This window comes from Burkholderia sp. Ax-1719 (assembly GCF_011753055.1).
In the GTDB taxonomy this organism is placed as follows: Bacteria; Pseudomonadota; Gammaproteobacteria; order Burkholderiales; family Burkholderiaceae; genus Paraburkholderia.
In genome coordinates this window covers 969,582-988,730 of record NZ_VWWJ01000001.1, presented here as the reverse complement: position 1 = coordinate 988,730, position 19,149 = coordinate 969,582, and the positions used below count along the sequence as shown (strand labels likewise).

Below are 19,149 nucleotides of genomic sequence, written 5' to 3'. Positions count from 1 at the left end.
TCGTCAGCGAGAGGCTTAACAGTCCACCATGCATGCTGCGGTCGATTGCGTGGTCAGATTGCCATCTGCTGGCGAACATCTAGACGCAACGCTTGTCTGGATGCTTGCACGTGAACGTATCGCGTCGTTCACGAAGCAAGCATCCCCGAGATACAAATCTAAAAAATGCTCACGCGGGCACGCTTGCTGAGTACTGAACTATCAAAGCCTCAAGAAGTCGGCGTGTTGTTTCGGGAATTTCCGTCGACTTCCCTGTCCGTCTGTCTACATAGACGTGTACAAAGTGCCCTGCGGCTGCCGGCGTGTCCTCACCTGTCTTGAAAATCGCGAGTTCATACCGTACGCTTGTTCGACCGATTGTGGAGACTTTCGTGCCCACCTCCAGCGTGTCAGGAAAACTTACGGGTTTAAAATACGAGCAGCCACTGTCAACGACAAACCCGACGACCTCCCCCTCGTGGATATCGAGCACGCCCTCTTCAATGAGGATGCGATTCACGGCCGTGTCGAAGAAACTGTAGTAGTTCACGTTGTTCACGTGACCGTAGATATCGTTGTCTTTCCAGCGCGTCTGAATCGTAGTGAAGTGGGCAAAATCCTTCCGACGTAGATCCTTCATGCTGCCTCCCTCAAAGCGCTTCGCGATACAACGACAATGCATCTTCGTACGACACATCGCGCGGGTTGTTCACGAGGAGCCGCTGGACCTTCATTGCGTCGGTAGCCAGCATCGTCAAATCGTCATCTCCTACCCCTGCCTCGCGGAGATTCTGCGCATATGGCATCTCCTCCACGAGTTGCGCGATCGCCTGAATAAACGCGTCCGCTGCGTTTTCGTCGCTCGCATCAGCTGGCAACTCCAGAAGATGTCTACCAAGTTGCGCATAGTACGTCACTGCCGCATCGCGATTAAAGCGAAGGACGGGTACAAGCATGAGCGAGTTTGTGAGTCCGTGAGGCAGCCCAAAATGTCCGCCAAGAGGGTAAGCCAATGCGTGCACGGCGGCGACTGGCGAATTTGCGAACGCAATGCCTGCCAACAGTGAACCTAGCAGCATCTTTTCGCGTGCATCTGCATTTTTGCCATCAAAGACGGCAGACCGGATATTTCTGTAGAGCAGGTCAAGTGCTTTGACGGCGAACATGTCAGAAAGCACATTCTTCTTGTGACGGCTCGTGTATGCCTCAATCGCATGCACCATTGCGTCAATCGCCGTCATTGCAGTCACTGACGGCGGCAATCCCAAAGTCAGCAAACCATCGAGAACCGCGACGTCAGGATATAGAAGCGGAGAGACCACGCCCTTCTTTTCGTGCGAGGGTGTCGTTACGATTGATATCGGGGTCGCTTCCGAACCAGTGCCTGCCGTAGTCGGCACCTGAATCAGCGGCAGACGAGGCCCTTTCGCCAAGCCGATCCCATAAATCTGAGGCAGAGGCTGCGGCGTTTTAGCCAGTAGCGCGACGAGTTTCGCCGTGTCCATTGAGCTTCCGCCGCCGATCCCGACTACGATATCAACCGCATTCTCTGACGCAAACCGGACCGCTTCCAGGACCATTGCCTCGGGAGGGTCTGCCTGCACATCGGCGTAGACGCTGACTTCCACGCCTGCGCTTTTGCACTCGTTGACGACAGGATCGAGCAGCCCAGTCCCTAGCATTCCCCGGTCAGTGACGAACATTGCGCGGGATCCGCCAAGCTGCACAATGACTTCATGCAGATTCCCTGCGCTGCCTTGCTCGCAGATGATTTTCGGTGTGATTTCGAAAGATAGTGCCATCGTAAGAATCCCGTCAATGAGAAGAGTAGCTTGCGCCACCGTCGATATCGATCACAGTGCCGCTGATGTACGACGCGCGTCTGGAGGCGAGGAAGACGACCAGATCAGCAATCTCCTCCGGTAGCGCGACGCGGCCGAACGGCATGTCGCTCAGCAACTCTCGCCAGCGTGACTTGTCGCCGAACTGCTCCATCGCCCGTGCTTCGTACAACTTGATCAGACGGTCCGTTTCAGTGGGCCCCGGATTCACCCCTACGACTCTCACACCATTGCGCGCTGCGTGAGCTCCAACAGCCTTTGTGAACGCGATCAACGCTGCATTTGCCGTCGACCCGCAGAGGTAGTCATATGAGGGCCTTGCTCCTGCTATTCCGATGACGTTCACGATCACGCCGCTTCCGCGCTCGATCATGGCCGGCAACGCTGCACGCGTGGCTTCAAGATAACCATATATCTTGAGATCCCATGCCTCACGCCATCGTGCATCGTCGACGCTGCCAAGCCCTCCGCCGGGAATCGCTCCGGCATTGTTGACGACAACATCAAATCGTCCCAGTTGAGCGGAAAGCGCGTCAACATCGCTTTTGGACGATAGATCCAGAGAAAGGCCGCTTACTTCTTTCCCAGTCTCCTGCTTGAGCCGTGAAACAGCGGACTGAACGCTACCAGGGTCACGGCCCAACAACGTCACCGAACAGCCTTCTTCGGCGAAGAGCCGGCAACATGCGTAGCCGATTCCGCGAGAGCCGCCGGTTACGAGAACGGATTTACCTTCCAAACTAAGCTTCACAATTACTACCTCTTTTCGTGCGCATCAATTTCGGTGAAAAATTGAAGTAAGGCATGGTTGAATGCATCTGGTTCTTCCAGATTAATCGGATGGCTTGTCCTTGGAACAACCCAAAGTCTCGCGTCCGGCATGGTCCTCTTCATAAACAGCGCAGGCTCCAAACATGGCTCGTCGTCGTCCCCTGTGACAATCAGCGCAGGCACGTTGAGCCCCTTGAGCTGCTCCTGCAACTGATAAATGGTCTGGCGACGCATTTGATAACCGCGCGTTGTCAGAGCAGAGCCAAGCGGCGAATGTTCGGCAAACTGCCGGTTAAATTCTTCGAAGCCACGCGGGTCCTTCTCTTTGTATCGTCGACGGATAGCGCTGTTGGCATAGTGCAGAATTCCCTCCTGCATACCAAGCGACAACAGGCGATCTGCCAGTTCAGCGCTGTCATGCAGAAACTGGTCTCGGCGCTGCGGGTCGGAACCGTGGCCGGCACCAGCAATAACGAGTGAACGCGCCATCTCCGGATAGGCAATCCCAAAGTTGACCGTCGCGTAACCACCCATGGAAAGCCCTACGATATGGGCTTTCTTCACATTGCAATGTCGCATGACGTTTGCGATGTCGTCTACCGCATGACGCTGACCGTAATGTTCGATATCCGTCGGGACGTCGGAGGGTGGATAGCCGCGTGCGTTAAATGTAATGCACTGATAGCGACGCGAGAGAAACCTCACCTGGTTTTCCCAATTCCGACAATCACCCGCAAACTCGTGGACGAAAACCACCGGGATGCCCTGCCCGGTGACCTCAACATAGAGCTTTGCCCCGTTCGACGATGCTAGTGTCATTTTTTTCTCCTTGGTACTAGTTGGCATCCGAGGCACTTGCCTTTCGGTAGATATCGACGCCCTTGCTCTCCTTGACAAGCAGCAGGCAGATCACAAAGCATATAGCCGCTAGCGTGACTGGATACCATAAGCCCGAATAGATGTCCCCAGTCTGAGCCGAAATTGCGAATGATGCTGCGGGCAAGAAGCCGCCGAACCAACCGATCCCAACGTGATAAGGCAGCGAAATGGCGGTATATCGGATCCGCGTGGGGAAGAGTTCCACAAGCATCGCGGCAATTGGCCCATACGTCATCGTTCCGAACAACATCAGTACGATCAGTATCAATGTCGTCATAAAGAAGTTGATCCGTGCGGGGTCAGCTGGCCCAGTCGCGTAACCGGCAGCCTTCAACGCCAACGCAATACGGCGATCGAAGTCATGAGCCTGAGTTGCGGAATTCGCAGACTTCCCGCTGAAACTCTGAATGACTGTGTCCCCGATACGCACCTCAGCGGTCTGTCCACTCGGCAAACTTTCGTCGGTATAGTTCAGCCCTGCCCGCGTGATCGCGCTTCTTGCAACGTCGCATGATGAGACGAACTTTGCCGTTCCTGCAGGGTTGAATTGAAAGCTACATTCGCTAGGGTCTGCACGCACAGTGATTGGGGCTTGACGCTGTGCAGCTTCCAATGCCGGATTCGCGTAATGTGCCAAACCCTTGAACAGCGGGAAGAAAAACAATACAGCGAGCAAGCAGCCTGTCATGAAAACAGGCTTGCGGCCAAATCGATCGGACAGCTTGCCGAAGATCACATAAAACGGAGTTGTGACCACGGTAGCGATGATGATCATCATGTTGGCAGTGCCACCATCCACCTTGAGCGTCTGGGTCAGGAAGAACATGCTGTAGAACTGCCCGGCATACCAGACCACTGCTTGTCCCATCACCATCCCGAACAATCCAATCAGGACAAGCTTAAGGTTCGACCATTGCCCAAAGGCTTCGCTGATCGGAGCCTTTGAAGTCGCGCCTTCCTGTTTCATGCGTTCGAATTCTGGAGACTCGTGAAGCTTGAGTCGAATCCAGAGGGACACTACGAGCAGTATCATTGAGACAAGAAAAGGTACGCGCCAGCCCCAGTTCCCAAACTCCGTTTCTCCCATGAGAAACCGCGTCGGCAAGATGACTGCCAGAGAGAGCAGCAGGCCCAGAGCCGCCGTTGCCTGAATCCAAGCTGTCTTAGCTCCTCTATCCTTATTACCGCTGTGCTCAGCGACATAGACGACAGCACCACCGTATTCGCCGCCGAGCGCCAGCCCTTGCAGCATGCGCATCGCCACAAAGAGGATTGGAGCAGCAATCCCGATCGTCGCTGATCCTGGCAGCAACCCGATGACGAAGGTTGCAATGCCCATCAGCGAGATCGTGACAAGGAAAGTGTATTTGCGTCCAACCAGGTCCCCGATGCGCCCGAATACAAGAGCACCGAAGGGACGCACCGCAAAGCCGGCTGCGAAGCTGAGTAAGGTGAAGATGAAGCCTGCCGTAGGATTAACTCCGGCAAAGATATTCTTTGAGATCTGCGCTGCAAGTGACCCAGCGAGAAAGAAGTCATACCACTCAAACATCGTACCGAGTGATGACGCAAAGATCACGCGTCGTTGCACGCTTTGTGAGGTCGCTTCGCGATAATCAGCGACCAAATGCTCTACTCCTGTGTTCATACGCTTGTCTCCATCGAGTTATGGTGCCTTTGCGTGCACACTACGTAGACACGCACGCGTCGGCCTCTTTTTGTCACGACGCGTGAAGCACTCTTAGAACCAATTCTAAGCGTGATAGCGATACAATAAAAATATGGAAAACCAATCGACCCATCGCGCTAACTTATCGTCCGAATAGTCGATTGAGTCTGGTTGCATTGCGCTCTGGAGGAGACAGAGATGGATTTCAAACAGCTACGATATTTTTCGCGGATCGCCGAACTTGGCAATATGACGCGAGCGTCGGAAGCGCTTCGCATTGCGCAGCCGGCGCTGAGCCAGCAGATCGCCAATCTCGAGGCAGAGTTCGATACGCGTCTGTTCGACAGATCCGCGCAGGGAGTCAGGCTTACGCCAGCTGGCGAAGTACTCTACCGGCACGCCAGATCGCTGCTCAAGCAATTTGAAGATGCCCGGCTTGCAGTCTCACAGGAAAATGATCATCCGGGTGGGCATGTCACGATTGGAATTCCGGGTAGTACGGGCAAGATTCTCGTCGTTCCTCTTCTTGAAGACCTTGCACGCTTCGAAGGCATTCTTCTTGAGATAGTCGAGCGTCCAAGCGCTGAGCTTGTGGACCTTGTCGCGACAGGAAAGATCGATATAGCAATTGCCGTCGACGCGCAGCAGCGTCGTGGCACGACACTTCGACCTCTACTTCATGAAGAGCTCTACGTCGTATTTCCTGCATCCCAACGAGCATCGGACAAGCCTATAAAGCTCAAGGAACTGGCTTCCCGGCCTTTGATACTACCGAGTGCGCCAAGCACGATTCGTCAGAGGATTGACGCTGCCTTTCTCGCAGAACATCTTGGCTTCAGACTCGTGAGTGAGGTGAGCGCGACCGACATGTTGGTCCGTCTCGTGGTAGCGGGCCTCGGCTGGACTGTTTTACCGTGGTCCGCAGTCGCAGAATATGTGGAGCAAGGCCATGTCGGCATAGCACCGATTGGCGGCAGAAAAGTCCTTCGGGAGTTGTCGCTGTGTATCTCGGATACGTTACCCCTTAGCCGTGCAGCCGAAGTCGTGAGAGATTCGGTAACTCAGATACTCGATCAGTTGCTGGCTTCCGGGAGCTGGTCAGGCGCCACGGGACTTCGCACAAACGAATAGTCGGGGAGCCGCACGATGCGACTCCCCGACTATCAGATTGTTGCTGGAGGAAAGCCGGTTCTTAAGTGCCAGTAAACCGAGGGGCGCGCTTCTCGGCAAAGGCGGCACGTCCTTCCTGATAGTCGTAACTCTGCGCCGCTTCATCGAGCATACGTTGCACCGTGCTTTCAGACAGTTCGCCCTGCTTGTCACGCAGATGATCCAGGATATATTTGGCGCCCTTCATGGTGAGCGGGGCGTTCTGCGCAAGTTCAGCTGCGAAGACTTTCGCGGCCGCCAGTACGTTCGGCTCAATCTCATCAACGAAACCCAACCGGTGCGCTCGCGACGCGTCAAATCGCTTACCGCTGAACAAAATCCACTTTGCGTTTGACAGCCCCACGAGATTCAGCAAACGCGCTGTCCCAGCCACACCATAGACAATCGACAGCCGCGCGGCAGGGATTGCGAATGCCGCTGATGGATCTGCAAAGCGGAAATCGCAAGCCATCGCGACATTGCAACCACCGCCCATACAAAATCCGTTGACCGCCGCAATGGTCGGCTTTGACACCGCTGCAATCGCGTCACAGCACCCGTCATACGTACTTTCGTACTCCAGCGCTTGCTCAGCATTTGCGCGAACCTGCGAAAATTCTGAGATGTCAGCGCCCGCGCAAAAGCTTGCGCCGCTGCCCGTGAGGACGATCGCACGGACCGCTGGGTCCTGATCAAGCATCGAAAATGTCTCACCAAGCTGCCGCCAAAGCATCATCGTCAGCGCATTACGCTTGCTCTCGCGGTTAATCACGACAACGGCGACGCCGTCGCTCTTTGTCACGAGAATCTCAGGCACGTTGCCGGCAACCGCCCGTACAGCAACTTCATGATTTGCGTTCATGACTTTCTCTCAGGCATCGACAGTCGCGTGTTCGCACGTGCCACTCTGAAACGCGGCCCCCGACTTGAGCAAAGAGTCGATTTCGTTCTGCTCGAACCCAAACTCCCGCAAAACCGATGCTGTGTTTTGTCCAACAGCAGGCGCCGGGCCAGCTGCGACATGCGAGGTGCCGCCCAGCAAAACCGGCAGGCCAAGCGCACGCATCGACCCACCATCCGGCGACTCTACGTCAACCACCATTCGCACGCTACGCGTTTGCTCGTGATCAAGAGCCTCGCCGACGGTTTGTACCGGGCCGCAAGGTACCTGAGCAGCTTCGAAACGCTCGACCCAATTTTCTCGGTTATCGTGAATGAGGATTGCGTTGATAAGTGCTTCGAGCTCGCGACGATTAGCCAGGCGGATATCTGGCGTATTGAAGCGCGGATCGTCAACCCATTCCGGGTGCCCGAGAACCTGAGCTACGCGTTCCCAATTTGTCTCGTTTGCACCGCCGATCGCCAACCCGCCGTCCTTGCATTTGTAAACTTGGTACGGTGCAATGAGGGGATGCGCCGTGCCGGCAGGCTTGGGCACAATGCCGCGCGAGAAATAAGCAGCGGCGTACCAGTACATATGCTGCATCGAGGCTTGCAACAAGGACGTGTCGACCCGCTGACCACGCCCCGTCCGGAGACGCTCAATGTAGGCTGCAAGGCAGCCAAATGCGGCCAGTATCCCCGCGTTGACGTCTGCGATCGACACACCAGGCTTAACTGGATCGCCCCCTTCCTCACCAGTCACACTTATCAAGCCACTGAAGGCTTGCAGAATCAGGTCAAAGCCACCACGTGACGCGAGTGGCCCGGTACGCCCATATCCCGTAATTGAGCAGTAGACCAGGGCGGGGTTGACTTCGCTCAGTTCCTCGTAGCTTAGTCCGAGCCGCTCCATGACGCCCATCCGGAAGTTCTCGGTAACGATATCGCTCTGTGCAACGAGCTTCAGGAGTGCTGCTCGCCCCTCCGGGCGCTTGACGTCAAGCGCAATCGAACGCTTGCCTCGATTGAGCATCATGAAAGATGGCGGCAGCCCATCATCCCCTGCGCGTCGATACCGACGGGCGTCATCTCCCTGAGGAAACCGCTCGACTTTAATTACGTCGGCGCCGAGGTCGGCGAGCATGAGACCACAAGTCGGGCCAGCCATGATCTGCGAGAGCTCCAGGACCTTCACGCCGCTCAGCGGCCGGCCAGGTTCACATTGTGTTTGAGTCATTTCGTCAATCCTTCAATTACAGCCGTAAGGCTCAGTTGTTCACCGATTTCAATTCTGTAGATGCGGCATGGACGTCTCCTGGTTCACGAGGGCGCTGTGGCGCTGGAACCGTCACCAACAGGAGCACGCCGCCACAACAAAGCAACAACGCGAGTAAGTAGAGGCCGGAGCTCATTGACCCGGTCGCCTGCTTCATCAGCCCGACGACAAAGGGAGCAACAACCCCCGAACTTGCGCCAATGCTGTTTATCAACGCCAGTCCGGCGGCCACGAGAGAAGGAGCAATCGCTGCGCTTGGCATCGACCAGAACACGGGCAACGTTGCAGACACACCCACTGCGCCAATACTCAGGAAGAACATCGACAGAGAAAACGGCAGCCCCGGCAGTGCCGACAATGCAAGACCCAACGCCCCCACGAAGGCGGTCGCTGAAAAGTGCCAGCGACGCTCTCCAGTGCGATCCGAATGCCGCGCAATCAGCACCGTTGCGACAGCAGCCGTCCCCCAAGGGATTACCGAATAGGCACCGATTGTGAGCGGGTCCGAGATACCGAAGCCACGGATGATGCTCGGCACCCAGAAGTTCAACGCGTAGATGCCGGACGTTGCGCAGAAAAACACCAGCGCAAGCAGATAAATTTTGGGGTCACGCAACAACGATGCGAACGTTCCACTTCCGAGGCGAACAGTCGAGCGGCCTCTGTCGGCCTCAATGGTCGCGTTCAGCGTATCGACCTCAGCGCGGGACAGCCAGGACGCGTCGCTAGGCGAATCCCTCAGAACCGACGCACAGACAAGTGCCATAAGAACGCTTGGCGTCGCTTCCACAAGGAAAAGCCACTGCCAGCCGGCCATTCCACCTTTGCCGTCCAGCGCCGTCATCAGCCATCCGGATAGCGGCCCCGTCACAACACCTGCGACCACAATGCCTGAGGCAAAAACGGCGATTGCCTTGCTCCGGTGCGCCAACGGCAGCCACGTACTCAGAAAAAAGATGACACCGGGATAAAAGCCCGCCTCGAATACCCCCAATGCGAGTCGCGCTGCGTAGAACTGCCCCGGTGTGCGCACCAGAAACATCGAAGCAGAACAAGCGCCCCATCCAATCATGATGACTGTGAAGACTCGCCGCGCGCCAAAGCGCTTGAGCACCGCACTGGCCGGAATCTCAAAAAGCACGTACGTTATGAAGAAAAGACTCGCCCCAAGGCCGTATGTCGCGTCGGAAAAATGCAGCGCGTCGTGTAACTGCAACTGTGCGAACGAGATATTGAACCGATCCATAGAGCAGAACAGGTAGCTCAGGAACAGCACCGGCAGGAATCGGCGCATGACCTTTCGGCAGACTGCGTCCTGCGCGGCAGCGATCGACGAGCTATCGCATTGAGATTGCATCGTTGTCTCCAATTTTTATCCTCTGGGCCTGCTGAACGTATGAACCACGTCAGGACAGGACCTGTACGACGGAGTATAAAAACCACCGTCCATAAGAGAAAATATGGAATTTCGATTGGCCGATATGAAAATCATATCGGCCTGCAGTCTGTCTAGCGGTGCGGCGTTGCACTCGCACTGAAAGCCACGACAAGCCAGGCGTGAGTTGCCGAGCGAACGTAGGCTGAGGACGATTCGAGACTCAAGTAAGGATCAGCGGCCTTGTGTTGACCGCCCTGCCGCGCAAGCGCCCTGCAGTCAGCGTACTGAACAGATTGACTCGCGCTGATCGCGCCGATGGCCACTCGCAGTGGACCGAGCCGATGCAAGCCTCAGTTGCCCAGGCGTGCCGCGCAGCGTCCCGGCGGCCACGTGTAGGGGTGCTGCTGTTTTGCCAAGCGTTGAATCCGATATCTCCGGACCGATATCAGGATGTAGGACTCGCTTTAGATGCAGTGGCCCGATTTGTGCGGCTTCAGCATATGCTGCTGAAAACCTTTGAGCCATCTGAAGAGGAATGAGAGGATTTGTTCGAAACCACTTGGAGCAACGCTCAAGCGGCGTTTAGCGGTTTCGGGTGCGAACATTTTCACGCCAACTCGGCCATTCGCTGCTGTGATATGGCCGTAGGATTGACTACGACTGCGAAAATGCTCTCGTAAAATGGTGCTTTCCCGCGATAAATGCGGGAAAGCATCAACTGCAGCAGAAGGCTGCGTTATCGTTGTACTGCGACAGTGCCTGATGCGGCCTGCTTGGCCCTAAGTCGCGCCTCTGCTGCCTGGATATCTTCGGGATAGTTGCTCCTGGACGCGCGACCGGGGAAATAGCCCACCGATTCGAGCGCCTTCAAGTCCTCAATTACCTGTGCACGTGTAAGTCCTTGCGGAGCAGATTGGGCAAATGCGCCGACTTGATACGAAGAAGCAAGCACAGCACCAATGATAATAGCCTTGATTTTCATAGATTTCTCGCGATCGAGCGCCCATAGGTTTTTCGCACATATCCAATGGGCAGCTATAAGGTATCGTCCGCCATCACAGGCAGAAACTGGCTCGAAGCAGTTACGTCCTGCCCCAACGCTTGGTGAGAAATTTATGCTTCAATGACGACCAGATAAATTCCTGGCCGGAAGCCAGACTATTCGTTTTTGCAAGAACAATTTCGATAGTCTTCGATTTCGCAGACTTGACAGGCCGCGCAACCCGGCCCCTATTCCTTCGGACGAGAAGAAATTCGAGAGCAGGAATTCCCAAACTATTGTTAAGTGACGGTCGAATAGACTGTTCTCAAAAATTGACTTTAATTTGAGCGTCGTGGCGCTTAGCTTCCGGGATGAAATATTTTGGAGCTAAAAGCATGGTCACCTCACGCCGTTTTCCCGACTCACTTACCGTTCACCCGGGCTACCAGCGCGTCTTTCAGAAGGACAAATTGACGCTGGGGTTCATCTTGCCGCTTGAGGCGTACCCCGACGAGCCTGCCCCGACAATGGCAGATCATGCCGAGACAACTCGCCTTGCCGATAATCTTGGGTTTGGAGCACTTTGGGCCCGTGATGTCGCGCTTTACGATCCGATGTTTGGCGATGTAGGTCAAATCTACGATCCGTTCACGTATCTCGGGTTTCTTGCCGCCAATACACAGAAAATTGCACTCGGAACCGGAAGTGCCGTCATAACCCTGCGCCATCCTATCCACGTGGCAAAAGCTGCTTCATCCATCGATCAGCTTTCGAATGGGCGGCTCCTGCTTGGCATCGCATCGGGCGACCGTCCCGTCGAGTATCCTGCGTTTGGTCTCGAGGCTGACTATGAGAGTCGCGGAGAGCGCTTCCGCGAAGCGTTCGCTGAAATCCGAACGCTCACGGAGGACCATTTTCCGCGTGCCAGTTTCGAAAGATTCGGCAGTTTCGACGGCAGGACAGACCTTATCCCCAAACCGCGTTTTGGACGTCTACCGGCTTTCGTTACTGGTAGCAGCCGACAAGATCTCACATGGATCGCGACAAACTCTGACGGCTGGTTTTACTACTACGTACCCGTGCAGCGACTAGCGCCACTTACCTCAGCATGGCACGACGCCGTCCGTGCTGCGCACGGTGATGATGCATTCCGTCCTTTTATTCAAGGACTTTTCTTTGACCTTGATGAAGACCCCAACGCACCGCTTGTTCCGATTCACTCCGGTATGCGCGCCGGCAGAAATGCGTTGATAGGTTACCTTGAGCGGGTGTGCAAGATGGGCGTGAACCACATTGCGTTCAATATGAAGGCGTCTCGGCGCCCGGTCAGTGATGTTCTGCGTGAACTCGGGGAGTACGTTCTCCCTCATTTCCCGTCGCACGAACAAATGAATGCGCCGACAACGCAGACAGAACTTTCGGCATAGCCATTTTGCAGTCTGCTTAACCGTGAGCTCCGCATGTGCGGAGCCGCGCGCGGCCTCATCACATCAATTCACTATTTTCAATATCGAAACAATCCTGTCTGCCTTAACGAATCGATTCGGGTCACGGATCTCTCTAGAATTTTCTCGTCGGCAATCGAAGCAATTCAAGCCGGTCCCTTGAAAACTTTCTAGTTGAGGAAATGATGAATATCCGTTCGCTTAGCGTCGCTGTAGCCTTGGTAACCGCATCGGTTGGAACCGCTTTCGCAAGTGGTCTTGGCCCGGCTCCGTTCTATCGCCCCGATGTATCTGACGCCCGAATCTCGCAAAGCGCTGTTGCAAAGGAAAACACGCCCCAACAATCCGATACCAGCTACGGCGGCGCAGTCAATGCTATGCAGGCAGGCCAGAATCAATCAGCGCCGTCTGCAACCGTCTTGCTCTATCGCCATCACTGAGGTGCGATATAGCGCATCCAGGGCGACGCCAACGCTATGCGAGGCACGCCGGTATGTACGTATAAGCTTCACAGCGGCTGGCGGCCTTTCACAAGGCCCGCCAGCCACACGGAAAGCCCCCGAGACAGTAAGGGCAACCGAAACGCAAGAATTTGCATCCTTTCTAATCAACGGCATGACCAGACCGTCCGATTAGCCGGTTTATTGTTCCAGAAAGGACACCACCGTAGCCCAGTTGTCGTTATCAAAAGCAGGCGCGACCTTGTCGACTTCATCATCATCCATCCCTACGGCCGGGGACCGGGCGAGTCGTTTCCAGTCGTGCAGCGCACCCATCATCCGGGTCAGGATTGCGTGAGCGTCGTCATCGGACACGCCAAAGTATGCTGCCGCATCCAGCGCCTCCTGGATATCTCCAGTTTCACCGGTCGCTTCCGTCACGGCAGTTCTCAGGATGGGTTCCTGGTCGGGGAACGGGTTCACGTCAAACAGCGGGGCAAGTCGCCACTGGCCCCCGCCGCTGTGCAGAAAGCCGTGGTTATGCATGTGATCATCCACGTTGGTGATGAGCATGCTGAAGCAGATGCGCGCCCAAAGCTCCTGTTTGTCCTCGAACGGTCTCGGAGAGAACCGGTCAATGGCCTCCGCTATCTGTGTGTATGCGCCATTTTCCCGGGAATCCAGCTGCAGCAGCGAGGCCGCAGACAGATAAGGGATGCGACCGCCAGCCCGGGGGCGGTCAAACCGCACGATGAGTGCGACGGCCTGGGTGCCAGACATGACAACTTCGGCCTCGGATGCATTCAGGCCCGCATCTTTCGCGAGCAACAGCGCCAGCACCTCGCCTCGTGCCACGTCACGCGTATCATTTACGCTCGGAAACTTGGCGATGGTCAGGGTTCCGTCGGACTTCAGGACCGTTGCTTTGGGTCGCATACCGCCGAGCGAGGTGCCGCGCCCTTTCAGATACGCTAGGTCCATCGCCGTTTCCTTGCCAAATTCGACCGCTTGCGAAGCCTGAATCAAGGTCTGTAGCGGGACCTCGTGAGTTCCTTCAGTCAAGCTGTCGTCATGGAGCACATCAAGGAAGGGACTGTCGGCATTGCTCTTGAACCGAAGCGCGCCAATGCGGCTGGAATCTAGCACTTCCAGCAAATAGTCCAGGTCTGACAGCTGTGCTGAACCGGCGTCCCGGCCGGCGTCTCTTTCGGCCTTACGCCGATTGGCATGAGCGCGGTTAATGACACGGCGTCCCCAGCCGTCAGGTTCGGTATCGGCAATGGCACCCGCAAAGGCAGAAGTCTCGTTGCTTCCCGTGCGGTATTGAAAGTCGGTGTTCAGGGGGAGGTCCGGAGACAGTGCGAAGCAGTCTGGATTACTGAGCCAGGCGGACGAGTATCGGAATGCCGATACCTCTTTTTGCCCCTGTCTGGAAAATTGCAGTTCGCCCACTTCCAGTCCCGTGTCGCCCAGATAGACAAGCAGCGTTCGTGTCGTGCTGGTTTTTGCTTTTTTTGTCGTTGCCATTACAGGGCTCCGCTGTCCGGGTTGGTTTTGCGTACCCGGATGCGTTTGGCCACTGCCTTGTTCATGAGCGCCAGGCCGAGCGCATCATTCGTGGTGTTCAGGGCCTTGTTGAGCTCGGGGAGGAGATTCAGGATGTTCAGGACCCGGACAACAGCGCCCCACGCAACACCGGCGTCGCCCTGTTCCAGCCGGTAGAGCGTTTTTTTTGAGATGCCTGCCCGCTCCGCCATCGATGACGTAGAAATCCCCCGACGTCGTCGGGCCAGCGAAAGGTTATCCCCGGCAGCGACCAGCGCACGCTCCACGGGTAAGGGCATTGGATTTTCCGTGAAGCGGCCTGAAGGTTTGGGTGTCGCCGCTGCTTCTGGGTTATCAGTCATGCTTGCCCCCTTTAATCCTTAATGCGTCATATTTGACCACTATACGGCATCCTAAAAGCAGATGCCCACCCCATTAAAACGGTCATATACGGGACAATACATTACTTAATGGGTCATATTTGACTTTTTATACAGAAATTAGCCGCCGAAATGAGCTGGAGGCTCCCGGTTGAAAAGCGCTCACCCAACCGTGAGCGCGACATCGTGGTCCTGTCGGCCGTGGCCGCCCGCGCGCTGCCACGCACGTTAAGCGCACCGTTCGCTGCCAGGTGTCTGCTAGTGAGGGGAGAAAACCGACGGCTGCGACTCCGCAAGACGACCGAGTGCATCCACTGTGACCTTCACCTTTGGTTGAACGTACCGCGTCTTCTGCCAAATCGCGTGGATAGGAATGGTTGTCGAGAGATGATGAAGTACTTCCACGAGATCTCCCGATTGCAAGCTCTCCCTTGCCAGCCAACCTGGCAGCTGCGCGAGCCCACAACCAGTCAGGCATGCGCAGAGCAAGGCGTCGCCATCGGTTAGTTCATGGCGCGCAGGAACATCAAGGGTCACATCAGACCCGCTTTCGGACTTCATCAGCCAACCAGCCCGGTTTGTCCTGCGCCAGCCAATGAGACAGGCATGCCGTGATAGATCCTCATAGGTCATTGGCGTACCACGACGCTTCAGATAGGCGGGAGATGCACAAATGACGAGTCGTTGTTCGCCCAATTTGCGGGCAACAAGGTCAGGATAGTCGCCAAGCACTCCAATTCTGACCGCCAGGTCTACGCCCTCACTAACCATATCGGTTGGCCGATCTTGCAGCGTAATGGACAAGTCTAGCCGCTCGTATTGCTGGCTCAACTCCAGTAGAGCCGGAACGATATGACGCCGCCCAAACGTCGTAGGCAGGTCCACGCGTAGCCGCCCGACTGGCCGCTCGTGCCCGGTTGTCAGAAACGCCTCGGTCTGGTCGAGCTCGTCGAGAACTCTGCGGCAGCTTGCGAGGTACGCCTCGCCTGCGGTCGTCAAATCTATTCGTCTGGTCGTGCGATGAAGCAGCTGCACCCCGAGTCGCGCCTCAAGCCGCGAAATACTTTTCCCAACTGCCGAGCCAGTTACGCCCAGCTTCTCCGCCGCAGCCGTCAGGCTTCCGCTGTCTACAGCCGACACCAGCTCACGAATGCCATCAAATCTATCTTCATTCGCCATTTGAGAACCCCAGGATCGAGTGTCTGGAATTTTAGCTACTAACTCGCCTGTACGTCACGAATTAGACTTGCTTCATCCGATGGCAATTCCGCCATCCTCGGCCCCTAAAGGAACGGAGCAAATGATGAAAGCTTGGCTGCTCAAGGATTTCGGTCTTCAAAACCTGCAACGCGACGAAGTGACGACCCCCGAGCCGAAACCGGGTGAACTCCTGGTAAAGGTGGGTGCCGTATCTCTCAATTTCCGGGACAAGGCAATCGTGGAGGGCTTCTATGAGCCCCACCTCGTACCGAAGCCCCTCATCCCGGTTTCTGATGCGGCCGGTACGGTTGTGGCAGTGGGTGACGGTGTCACGCGATTCAAGGTTGGCGATCGAGTGAACTCGACGCTTTACTCGCGTTGGATTGACGGTGCTCCGGGCCCGAATGAACCGGCATATTGTCTCGGCATGCCCCTTCCTGGTGGTCTGGCAGATTACATGATCATTCACGAAGAAAGTGCGGTGCCTGCTCCGGCGTCGATGAGCGATGAAGAAGCATCCACGCTGCCGATCGCTGCTCTCACCGCCTGGTACTCGCTGATGGATGTTGGCCATCTTCAGGCCGGCCAAACGGTCCTGGTTCAAGGCACCGGCGGCGTTTCCATCTTTGCAGCACAGATTGCCATCGCAGCCGGCGCGCGCGTCATCCTCACGTCGAGCAAGGATGAGAATATCGCCAAGGTCAAGGCCTTGATCGGAAGCGACAACATCGAAGGCGTCAACTACAAGACCGATCCGGATTGGGAGCGAAAAGTCCTCGAGCTCACCAACGGCCTCGGAGCAGATATCACGATTGACGTGGCAGGCGGCAACGGAATCAACCAATCAGTCGCAGCGACGAAAGTCCAGGGCGTCATCGCACAAGTTGGTTTCATGACCGGCCAGACGAGTGCACTGAATCTGATGCCGCTCATCTTCCGTCAGACGTCTATCCGTGGCATCGCGGTCGCACCGCGCACGTCGTTTGAGCGTATGAACGTATTCCTCGACGAACACAAGATCAAGCCTGTCATCGACCATGTTTACAGCTTTGATGAAGCTGTCCAGGCCTTTGAGCACCTGTCGCGTGGTCCGTTCGGCAAGGTCGTGATCAAGATCAGCTAAACCACGAGTCGCACACGTAAGGCGCCGCTCCCCTCCACCCGGGCGCTACGTGTGCGACTCACTGTCTGCTGAATCAACGGTCCATTTACCAGGTCTTAGCATGGCGAAAGTGGTTCAATTCAACCGCTTTGGCGGTCCCGAAGTACTACAGCTGTCCGAAGTGGATGTTTCATCACCGCTTCCAGACGAGATTCAGATACAAGTGAAGGCGCTGGGTATTAGCCACGCCGACACAGTCTTGCGCACTGGAAAGCATGTCGTCCAACCTGAGTTTCCGGCGAGGCTCGGATTCGAGGCAGCAGGTGATGTCATCGCTGTTGGTGCTGCCTGTCAAGACCTCAAAATCGGCGATCGGGTCGCAGTCATACCTCTTGGCTGCATGAAGGCGGGCACCTACGCTGAGATCATCAACGTCCGTGCCGCATGTGCCGTCCGTATATCGCACGATGTAACTTACGAACAGGCAGCCGCTACGTGGCTCGATTACCTGCTGGCATATAGCGCACTCGTTGAAACGGCCAAAGTACACGCGGGTGTACCATATCATCATTGCAGACGCGTCGAGTGGCTCTGGCATCGCAGCGATACAAATGAGTCGCATGCTTGGCGCATCGACTGTCGCCCTGACTCGAAGCCACTGGAAGAAAGATCTCCTCCGCAGCTTAGGAGCGTCGCATGTTTTGCATTCCACGGAAGATGACCTACTCAAGTACGTGAGAGGTGTCACCGATCAGCTCGGTGCAAGCGTTGCCCTTGACTTCGAAAAGAGCCACGATCCTGCCAATCTTCGAGAAGCCGTGTCGCCGACAGGTACGCTATTGCGTGGCAGCGACACTCTGCTTGAAGTCAACACGTGCAGGCCAGAGTCACGAAGTAACGCATCTGGCCATTCAGCCACCCTCACCTTTCTTGCCCGAGCACGGTCGTTTGTTGAAGGTGGGTTAAAGGCTCGCGACTTGAGCCCGGTGATAGACCGCATTTTTTTCTTTGACGAGATTGAAGACGCCCATTTGTATGCCGAGTCAGGCAACCAGATCGGGAAAATCATTGTACGGATCTAGGTGATCGTGTAACTGTCGGCGCAATATTGGTCTCCCATTGAACCTGCCTTCCCCTATAGCGTGCAGGCCTCCATTTGCGGCATCTCTCTAAGTGTGAATTCACAATAATCCAACGGAGGTTTGAGTGGAACTCTTACAATCGATGCGAGTGTTCTCCACACTCGCAGAATTAGGAAGTTTCACGAAGGTTGCGGATGCGATGGAGATCGGGCGCCCTCAAGTTACCGTCGCGATCCAGGAACTCGAAGCAAAACTTGGGATTCGTCTCTTCCAGCGAACCACGCGAAAAGTTAGCCTGACTCCCGAAGGCGAGGAATTTTTTGTTCGGGTAAATGAAATCCTGTCGAGCGTGGCGGATGCGACAACGATGTTTGGACGCTCTGGAGTTGCGCTGCGCGGCCGTTTGAGACTGAACATCCCAGCGGCTTTTGCCCAGCAGAACTTCCTCGATGCGCTCAAGGAGTTTAGTCGCACTTACCCGTCGGTAGACCTGATCCTGGGAGTGACGGACCGTGCTGTCGACCTTGTCGCTGAAGGTGTCGATTGCGCGCTTCGCATCGGTGAACTAGCTGATTCAAGCATGGTTGCCCGACGCGTTGGGACGGCAGTCATGGTGACCTGCGCATCACCCAAATATCTGGAAGAGTTTGGCATTCCACGACATGTGAGCGATCTCTCGGCACATCGAGGAGTCAATTTTCTGTCGGGCCGCAGCAACCGCTCCTTGCCGTGGCACTTCACAGTCAATGGGAAAGATACAACGCACGCGATTCGCGGCACGATAAGTGTCAACGAATCACGTGCCTATGTACGCAGCGGAGTAGCTGGCTTCGGACTCATCCAGGCTCCGGGCGTAACTGTCGACGAGTACTTATCGAGTGGTGCGCTAGTCGAGGTGCTTGCCGATGCCAAGCCCAGTCCACGCCCCGTGTCGGTTTTGTATCCGAGCAGGAATTACATCTCACCCCAAGTCAAGGCTTTCCTTGACTGGGTCGTAGCGGATTTCGACAAGCTAGACCCGAAATGGCTTAAAGGACAGACCACCTGATGCGTTGACGAACGCGCAGTCCGTTCCGGCACGGAAACAAATTATGAACATTTTGTTCATAATGAGTGTACGCCAGCTCTGATTCCCTTGCCCCGGACAAG

At 55.8% G+C, this 19,149-nt stretch carries 17 protein-coding genes; 5 read left to right on the top strand and 12 right to left on the bottom strand.

All coding sequences use genetic code 11. The features are described 5' to 3' along the window. Window positions 1-169: 169 nt before the first annotated feature. Genes F3J17_RS04280 through F3J17_RS04260 form a run of 5 tightly spaced genes read right to left on the bottom strand, consistent with a single transcriptional unit; the run spans window position 170 to window position 5,118 of the window. Window positions 170-619, bottom strand: coding sequence for a thioesterase family protein (locus tag F3J17_RS04280; protein WP_240160752.1), 450 nt, complete (start codon window positions 617-619; stop codon window positions 170-172). A gap of 10 nt (window positions 620-629) precedes the next feature. After that, complete coding sequence (locus F3J17_RS04275; protein WP_167054060.1) at window positions 630-1,781, bottom strand: iron-containing alcohol dehydrogenase; 1,152 nt, start codon at window positions 1,779-1,781, stop codon at window positions 630-632. 13 nt (window positions 1,782-1,794) lie between these two features. Further along, a complete protein-coding gene (locus F3J17_RS04270; RefSeq protein ID WP_167054058.1) occupies window positions 1,795-2,571 on the bottom strand; it encodes a short-chain dehydrogenase/reductase in 777 nt (258 codons plus the stop codon). Between the two features lie 5 nt (window positions 2,572-2,576). Next, the gene (locus F3J17_RS04265; protein ID WP_167054056.1) at window positions 2,577-3,410 is read right to left on the bottom strand and encodes an alpha/beta hydrolase; all 834 of its coding nucleotides are present in this window, start codon (window positions 3,408-3,410) and stop codon (window positions 2,577-2,579) included. Window positions 3,411-3,426: 16 nt separating this feature from the next. After that, on the bottom strand, window positions 3,427-5,118 hold the full coding sequence (locus F3J17_RS04260; RefSeq protein ID WP_167054054.1) for an MFS transporter: 1,692 nt from the start codon (window positions 5,116-5,118) through the stop codon (window positions 3,427-3,429). A gap of 219 nt (window positions 5,119-5,337) precedes the next feature. On the opposite strand from F3J17_RS04260, the gene F3J17_RS04255 reads away from it, so the two are divergent. Next, window positions 5,338-6,270, top strand: a complete 933-nt coding sequence (locus F3J17_RS04255) for a LysR substrate-binding domain-containing protein (RefSeq protein WP_167054052.1) — start codon at window positions 5,338-5,340, stop codon at window positions 6,268-6,270. 61 nt (window positions 6,271-6,331) lie between these two features. Here F3J17_RS04255 and F3J17_RS04250 read toward each other — a convergent pair whose 3' ends face one another. The 4 genes from F3J17_RS04250 to F3J17_RS04235 all read right to left on the bottom strand — a co-directional run bounded on the left by F3J17_RS04250 (window position 6,332) and on the right by F3J17_RS04235 (window position 10,806). Then, a complete protein-coding gene (locus F3J17_RS04250) occupies window positions 6,332-7,150 on the bottom strand; it encodes an enoyl-CoA hydratase-related protein (protein WP_167054050.1) in 819 nt (272 codons plus the stop codon). A 9-nt stretch (window positions 7,151-7,159) separates the two neighbouring features. Beyond that, complete coding sequence (locus tag F3J17_RS04245) at window positions 7,160-8,407, bottom strand: CoA transferase (RefSeq protein WP_167054048.1); 1,248 nt, start codon at window positions 8,405-8,407, stop codon at window positions 7,160-7,162. Window positions 8,408-8,438: 31 nt separating this feature from the next. After that, window positions 8,439-9,803, bottom strand: coding sequence for an MFS transporter (locus F3J17_RS04240; RefSeq protein WP_167054046.1), 1,365 nt, complete (start codon window positions 9,801-9,803; stop codon window positions 8,439-8,441). A gap of 757 nt (window positions 9,804-10,560) precedes the next feature. Beyond that, the gene (locus F3J17_RS04235; RefSeq protein ID WP_167054043.1) at window positions 10,561-10,806 is read right to left on the bottom strand and encodes a DUF4148 domain-containing protein; all 246 of its coding nucleotides are present in this window, start codon (window positions 10,804-10,806) and stop codon (window positions 10,561-10,563) included. 395 nt (window positions 10,807-11,201) lie between these two features. Between F3J17_RS04235 and F3J17_RS04230 the strand changes: the two genes are divergently transcribed. Continuing rightward, entirely contained in the window at window positions 11,202-12,233 is a 1,032-nt protein-coding gene (locus F3J17_RS04230) for an LLM class oxidoreductase (RefSeq protein ID WP_167054041.1), read from the top strand. Window positions 12,234-12,892: 659 nt separating this feature from the next. Here F3J17_RS04230 and F3J17_RS04225 read toward each other — a convergent pair. The 3 genes from F3J17_RS04225 to F3J17_RS04215 all read right to left on the bottom strand — a co-directional run bounded on the left by F3J17_RS04225 (window position 12,893) and on the right by F3J17_RS04215 (window position 15,795). Beyond that, window positions 12,893-14,218 (bottom strand): HipA domain-containing protein, encoded by a 1,326-nt coding sequence (locus tag F3J17_RS04225; protein WP_167054039.1) that lies wholly within the window; start codon window positions 14,216-14,218, stop codon window positions 12,893-12,895. Beyond that, on the bottom strand, window positions 14,218-14,598 hold the full coding sequence (locus F3J17_RS04220; protein ID WP_240160751.1) for a helix-turn-helix transcriptional regulator: 381 nt from the start codon (window positions 14,596-14,598) through the stop codon (window positions 14,218-14,220). Before F3J17_RS04220 ends, F3J17_RS04225 begins: the two co-directional genes overlap by 1 nt. A 276-nt stretch (window positions 14,599-14,874) precedes the next feature. Next, complete coding sequence (locus F3J17_RS04215) at window positions 14,875-15,795, bottom strand: LysR family transcriptional regulator (protein WP_167054037.1); 921 nt, start codon at window positions 15,793-15,795, stop codon at window positions 14,875-14,877. A gap of 121 nt (window positions 15,796-15,916) precedes the next feature. Between F3J17_RS04215 and F3J17_RS04210 the strand changes: the two genes are divergently transcribed. The 3 genes from F3J17_RS04210 to F3J17_RS04195 all read left to right on the top strand — a co-directional run bounded on the left by F3J17_RS04210 (window position 15,917) and on the right by F3J17_RS04195 (window position 19,048). Beyond that, a complete protein-coding gene (locus F3J17_RS04210; RefSeq protein ID WP_240160750.1) occupies window positions 15,917-16,939 on the top strand; it encodes an NAD(P)-dependent alcohol dehydrogenase in 1,023 nt (340 codons plus the stop codon). A gap of 100 nt (window positions 16,940-17,039) precedes the next feature. Then, entirely contained in the window at window positions 17,040-17,639 is a 600-nt protein-coding gene (locus F3J17_RS04205; protein WP_167054035.1) for an alcohol dehydrogenase catalytic domain-containing protein, read from the top strand. Between the two features lie 485 nt (window positions 17,640-18,124). Then, window positions 18,125-19,048: a LysR family transcriptional regulator gene (locus tag F3J17_RS04195; RefSeq protein WP_167054031.1), complete on the top strand. Its 924-nt coding sequence runs from the start codon at window positions 18,125-18,127 to the stop codon at window positions 19,046-19,048. The last annotated feature ends 101 nt before the right edge of the window (window positions 19,049-19,149 follow it).

Excerpts from the sequence above, each read along its gene's own strand:
- F3J17_RS04280 (WP_240160752.1), bottom strand. The coding sequence starts at position 619 with ATGAAGGATCTACGTCGGAAGGATTTTGCCCACTTCACTACGATTCAG.
- F3J17_RS04275 (WP_167054060.1), bottom strand. The coding sequence starts at position 1,781 with ATGGCACTATCTTTCGAAATCACACCGAAAATCATCTGCGAGCAAGGC.
- F3J17_RS04265 (WP_167054056.1), bottom strand. The coding sequence starts at position 3,410 with ATGACACTAGCATCGTCGAACGGGGCAAAGCTCTATGTTGAGGTCACC.
- F3J17_RS04260 (WP_167054054.1), bottom strand. The coding sequence starts at position 5,118 with ATGAACACAGGAGTAGAGCATTTGGTCGCTGATTATCGCGAAGCGACC.
- F3J17_RS04255 (WP_167054052.1), top strand. The coding sequence starts at position 5,338 with ATGGATTTCAAACAGCTACGATATTTTTCGCGGATCGCCGAACTTGGC.
- F3J17_RS04250 (WP_167054050.1), bottom strand. The coding sequence starts at position 7,150 with ATGAACGCAAATCATGAAGTTGCTGTACGGGCGGTTGCCGGCAACGTG.
- F3J17_RS04245 (WP_167054048.1), bottom strand. The coding sequence starts at position 8,407 with ATGACTCAAACACAATGTGAACCTGGCCGGCCGCTGAGCGGCGTGAAG.
- F3J17_RS04240 (WP_167054046.1), bottom strand. The coding sequence starts at position 9,803 with ATGCAATCTCAATGCGATAGCTCGTCGATCGCTGCCGCGCAGGACGCA.
- F3J17_RS04235 (WP_167054043.1), bottom strand. The coding sequence starts at position 10,806 with ATGAAAATCAAGGCTATTATCATTGGTGCTGTGCTTGCTTCTTCGTAT.
- F3J17_RS04230 (WP_167054041.1), top strand. The coding sequence starts at position 11,202 with ATGGTCACCTCACGCCGTTTTCCCGACTCACTTACCGTTCACCCGGGC.
- F3J17_RS04225 (WP_167054039.1), bottom strand. The coding sequence starts at position 14,218 with ATGGCAACGACAAAAAAAGCAAAAACCAGCACGACACGAACGCTGCTT.
- F3J17_RS04220 (WP_240160751.1), bottom strand. The coding sequence starts at position 14,598 with ATGACTGATAACCCAGAAGCAGCGGCGACACCCAAACCTTCAGGCCGC.
- F3J17_RS04215 (WP_167054037.1), bottom strand. The coding sequence starts at position 15,795 with ATGGCGAATGAAGATAGATTTGATGGCATTCGTGAGCTGGTGTCGGCT.
- F3J17_RS04210 (WP_240160750.1), top strand. The coding sequence starts at position 15,917 with ATGATGAAAGCTTGGCTGCTCAAGGATTTCGGTCTTCAAAACCTGCAA.
- F3J17_RS04205 (WP_167054035.1), top strand. The coding sequence starts at position 17,040 with ATGGCGAAAGTGGTTCAATTCAACCGCTTTGGCGGTCCCGAAGTACTA.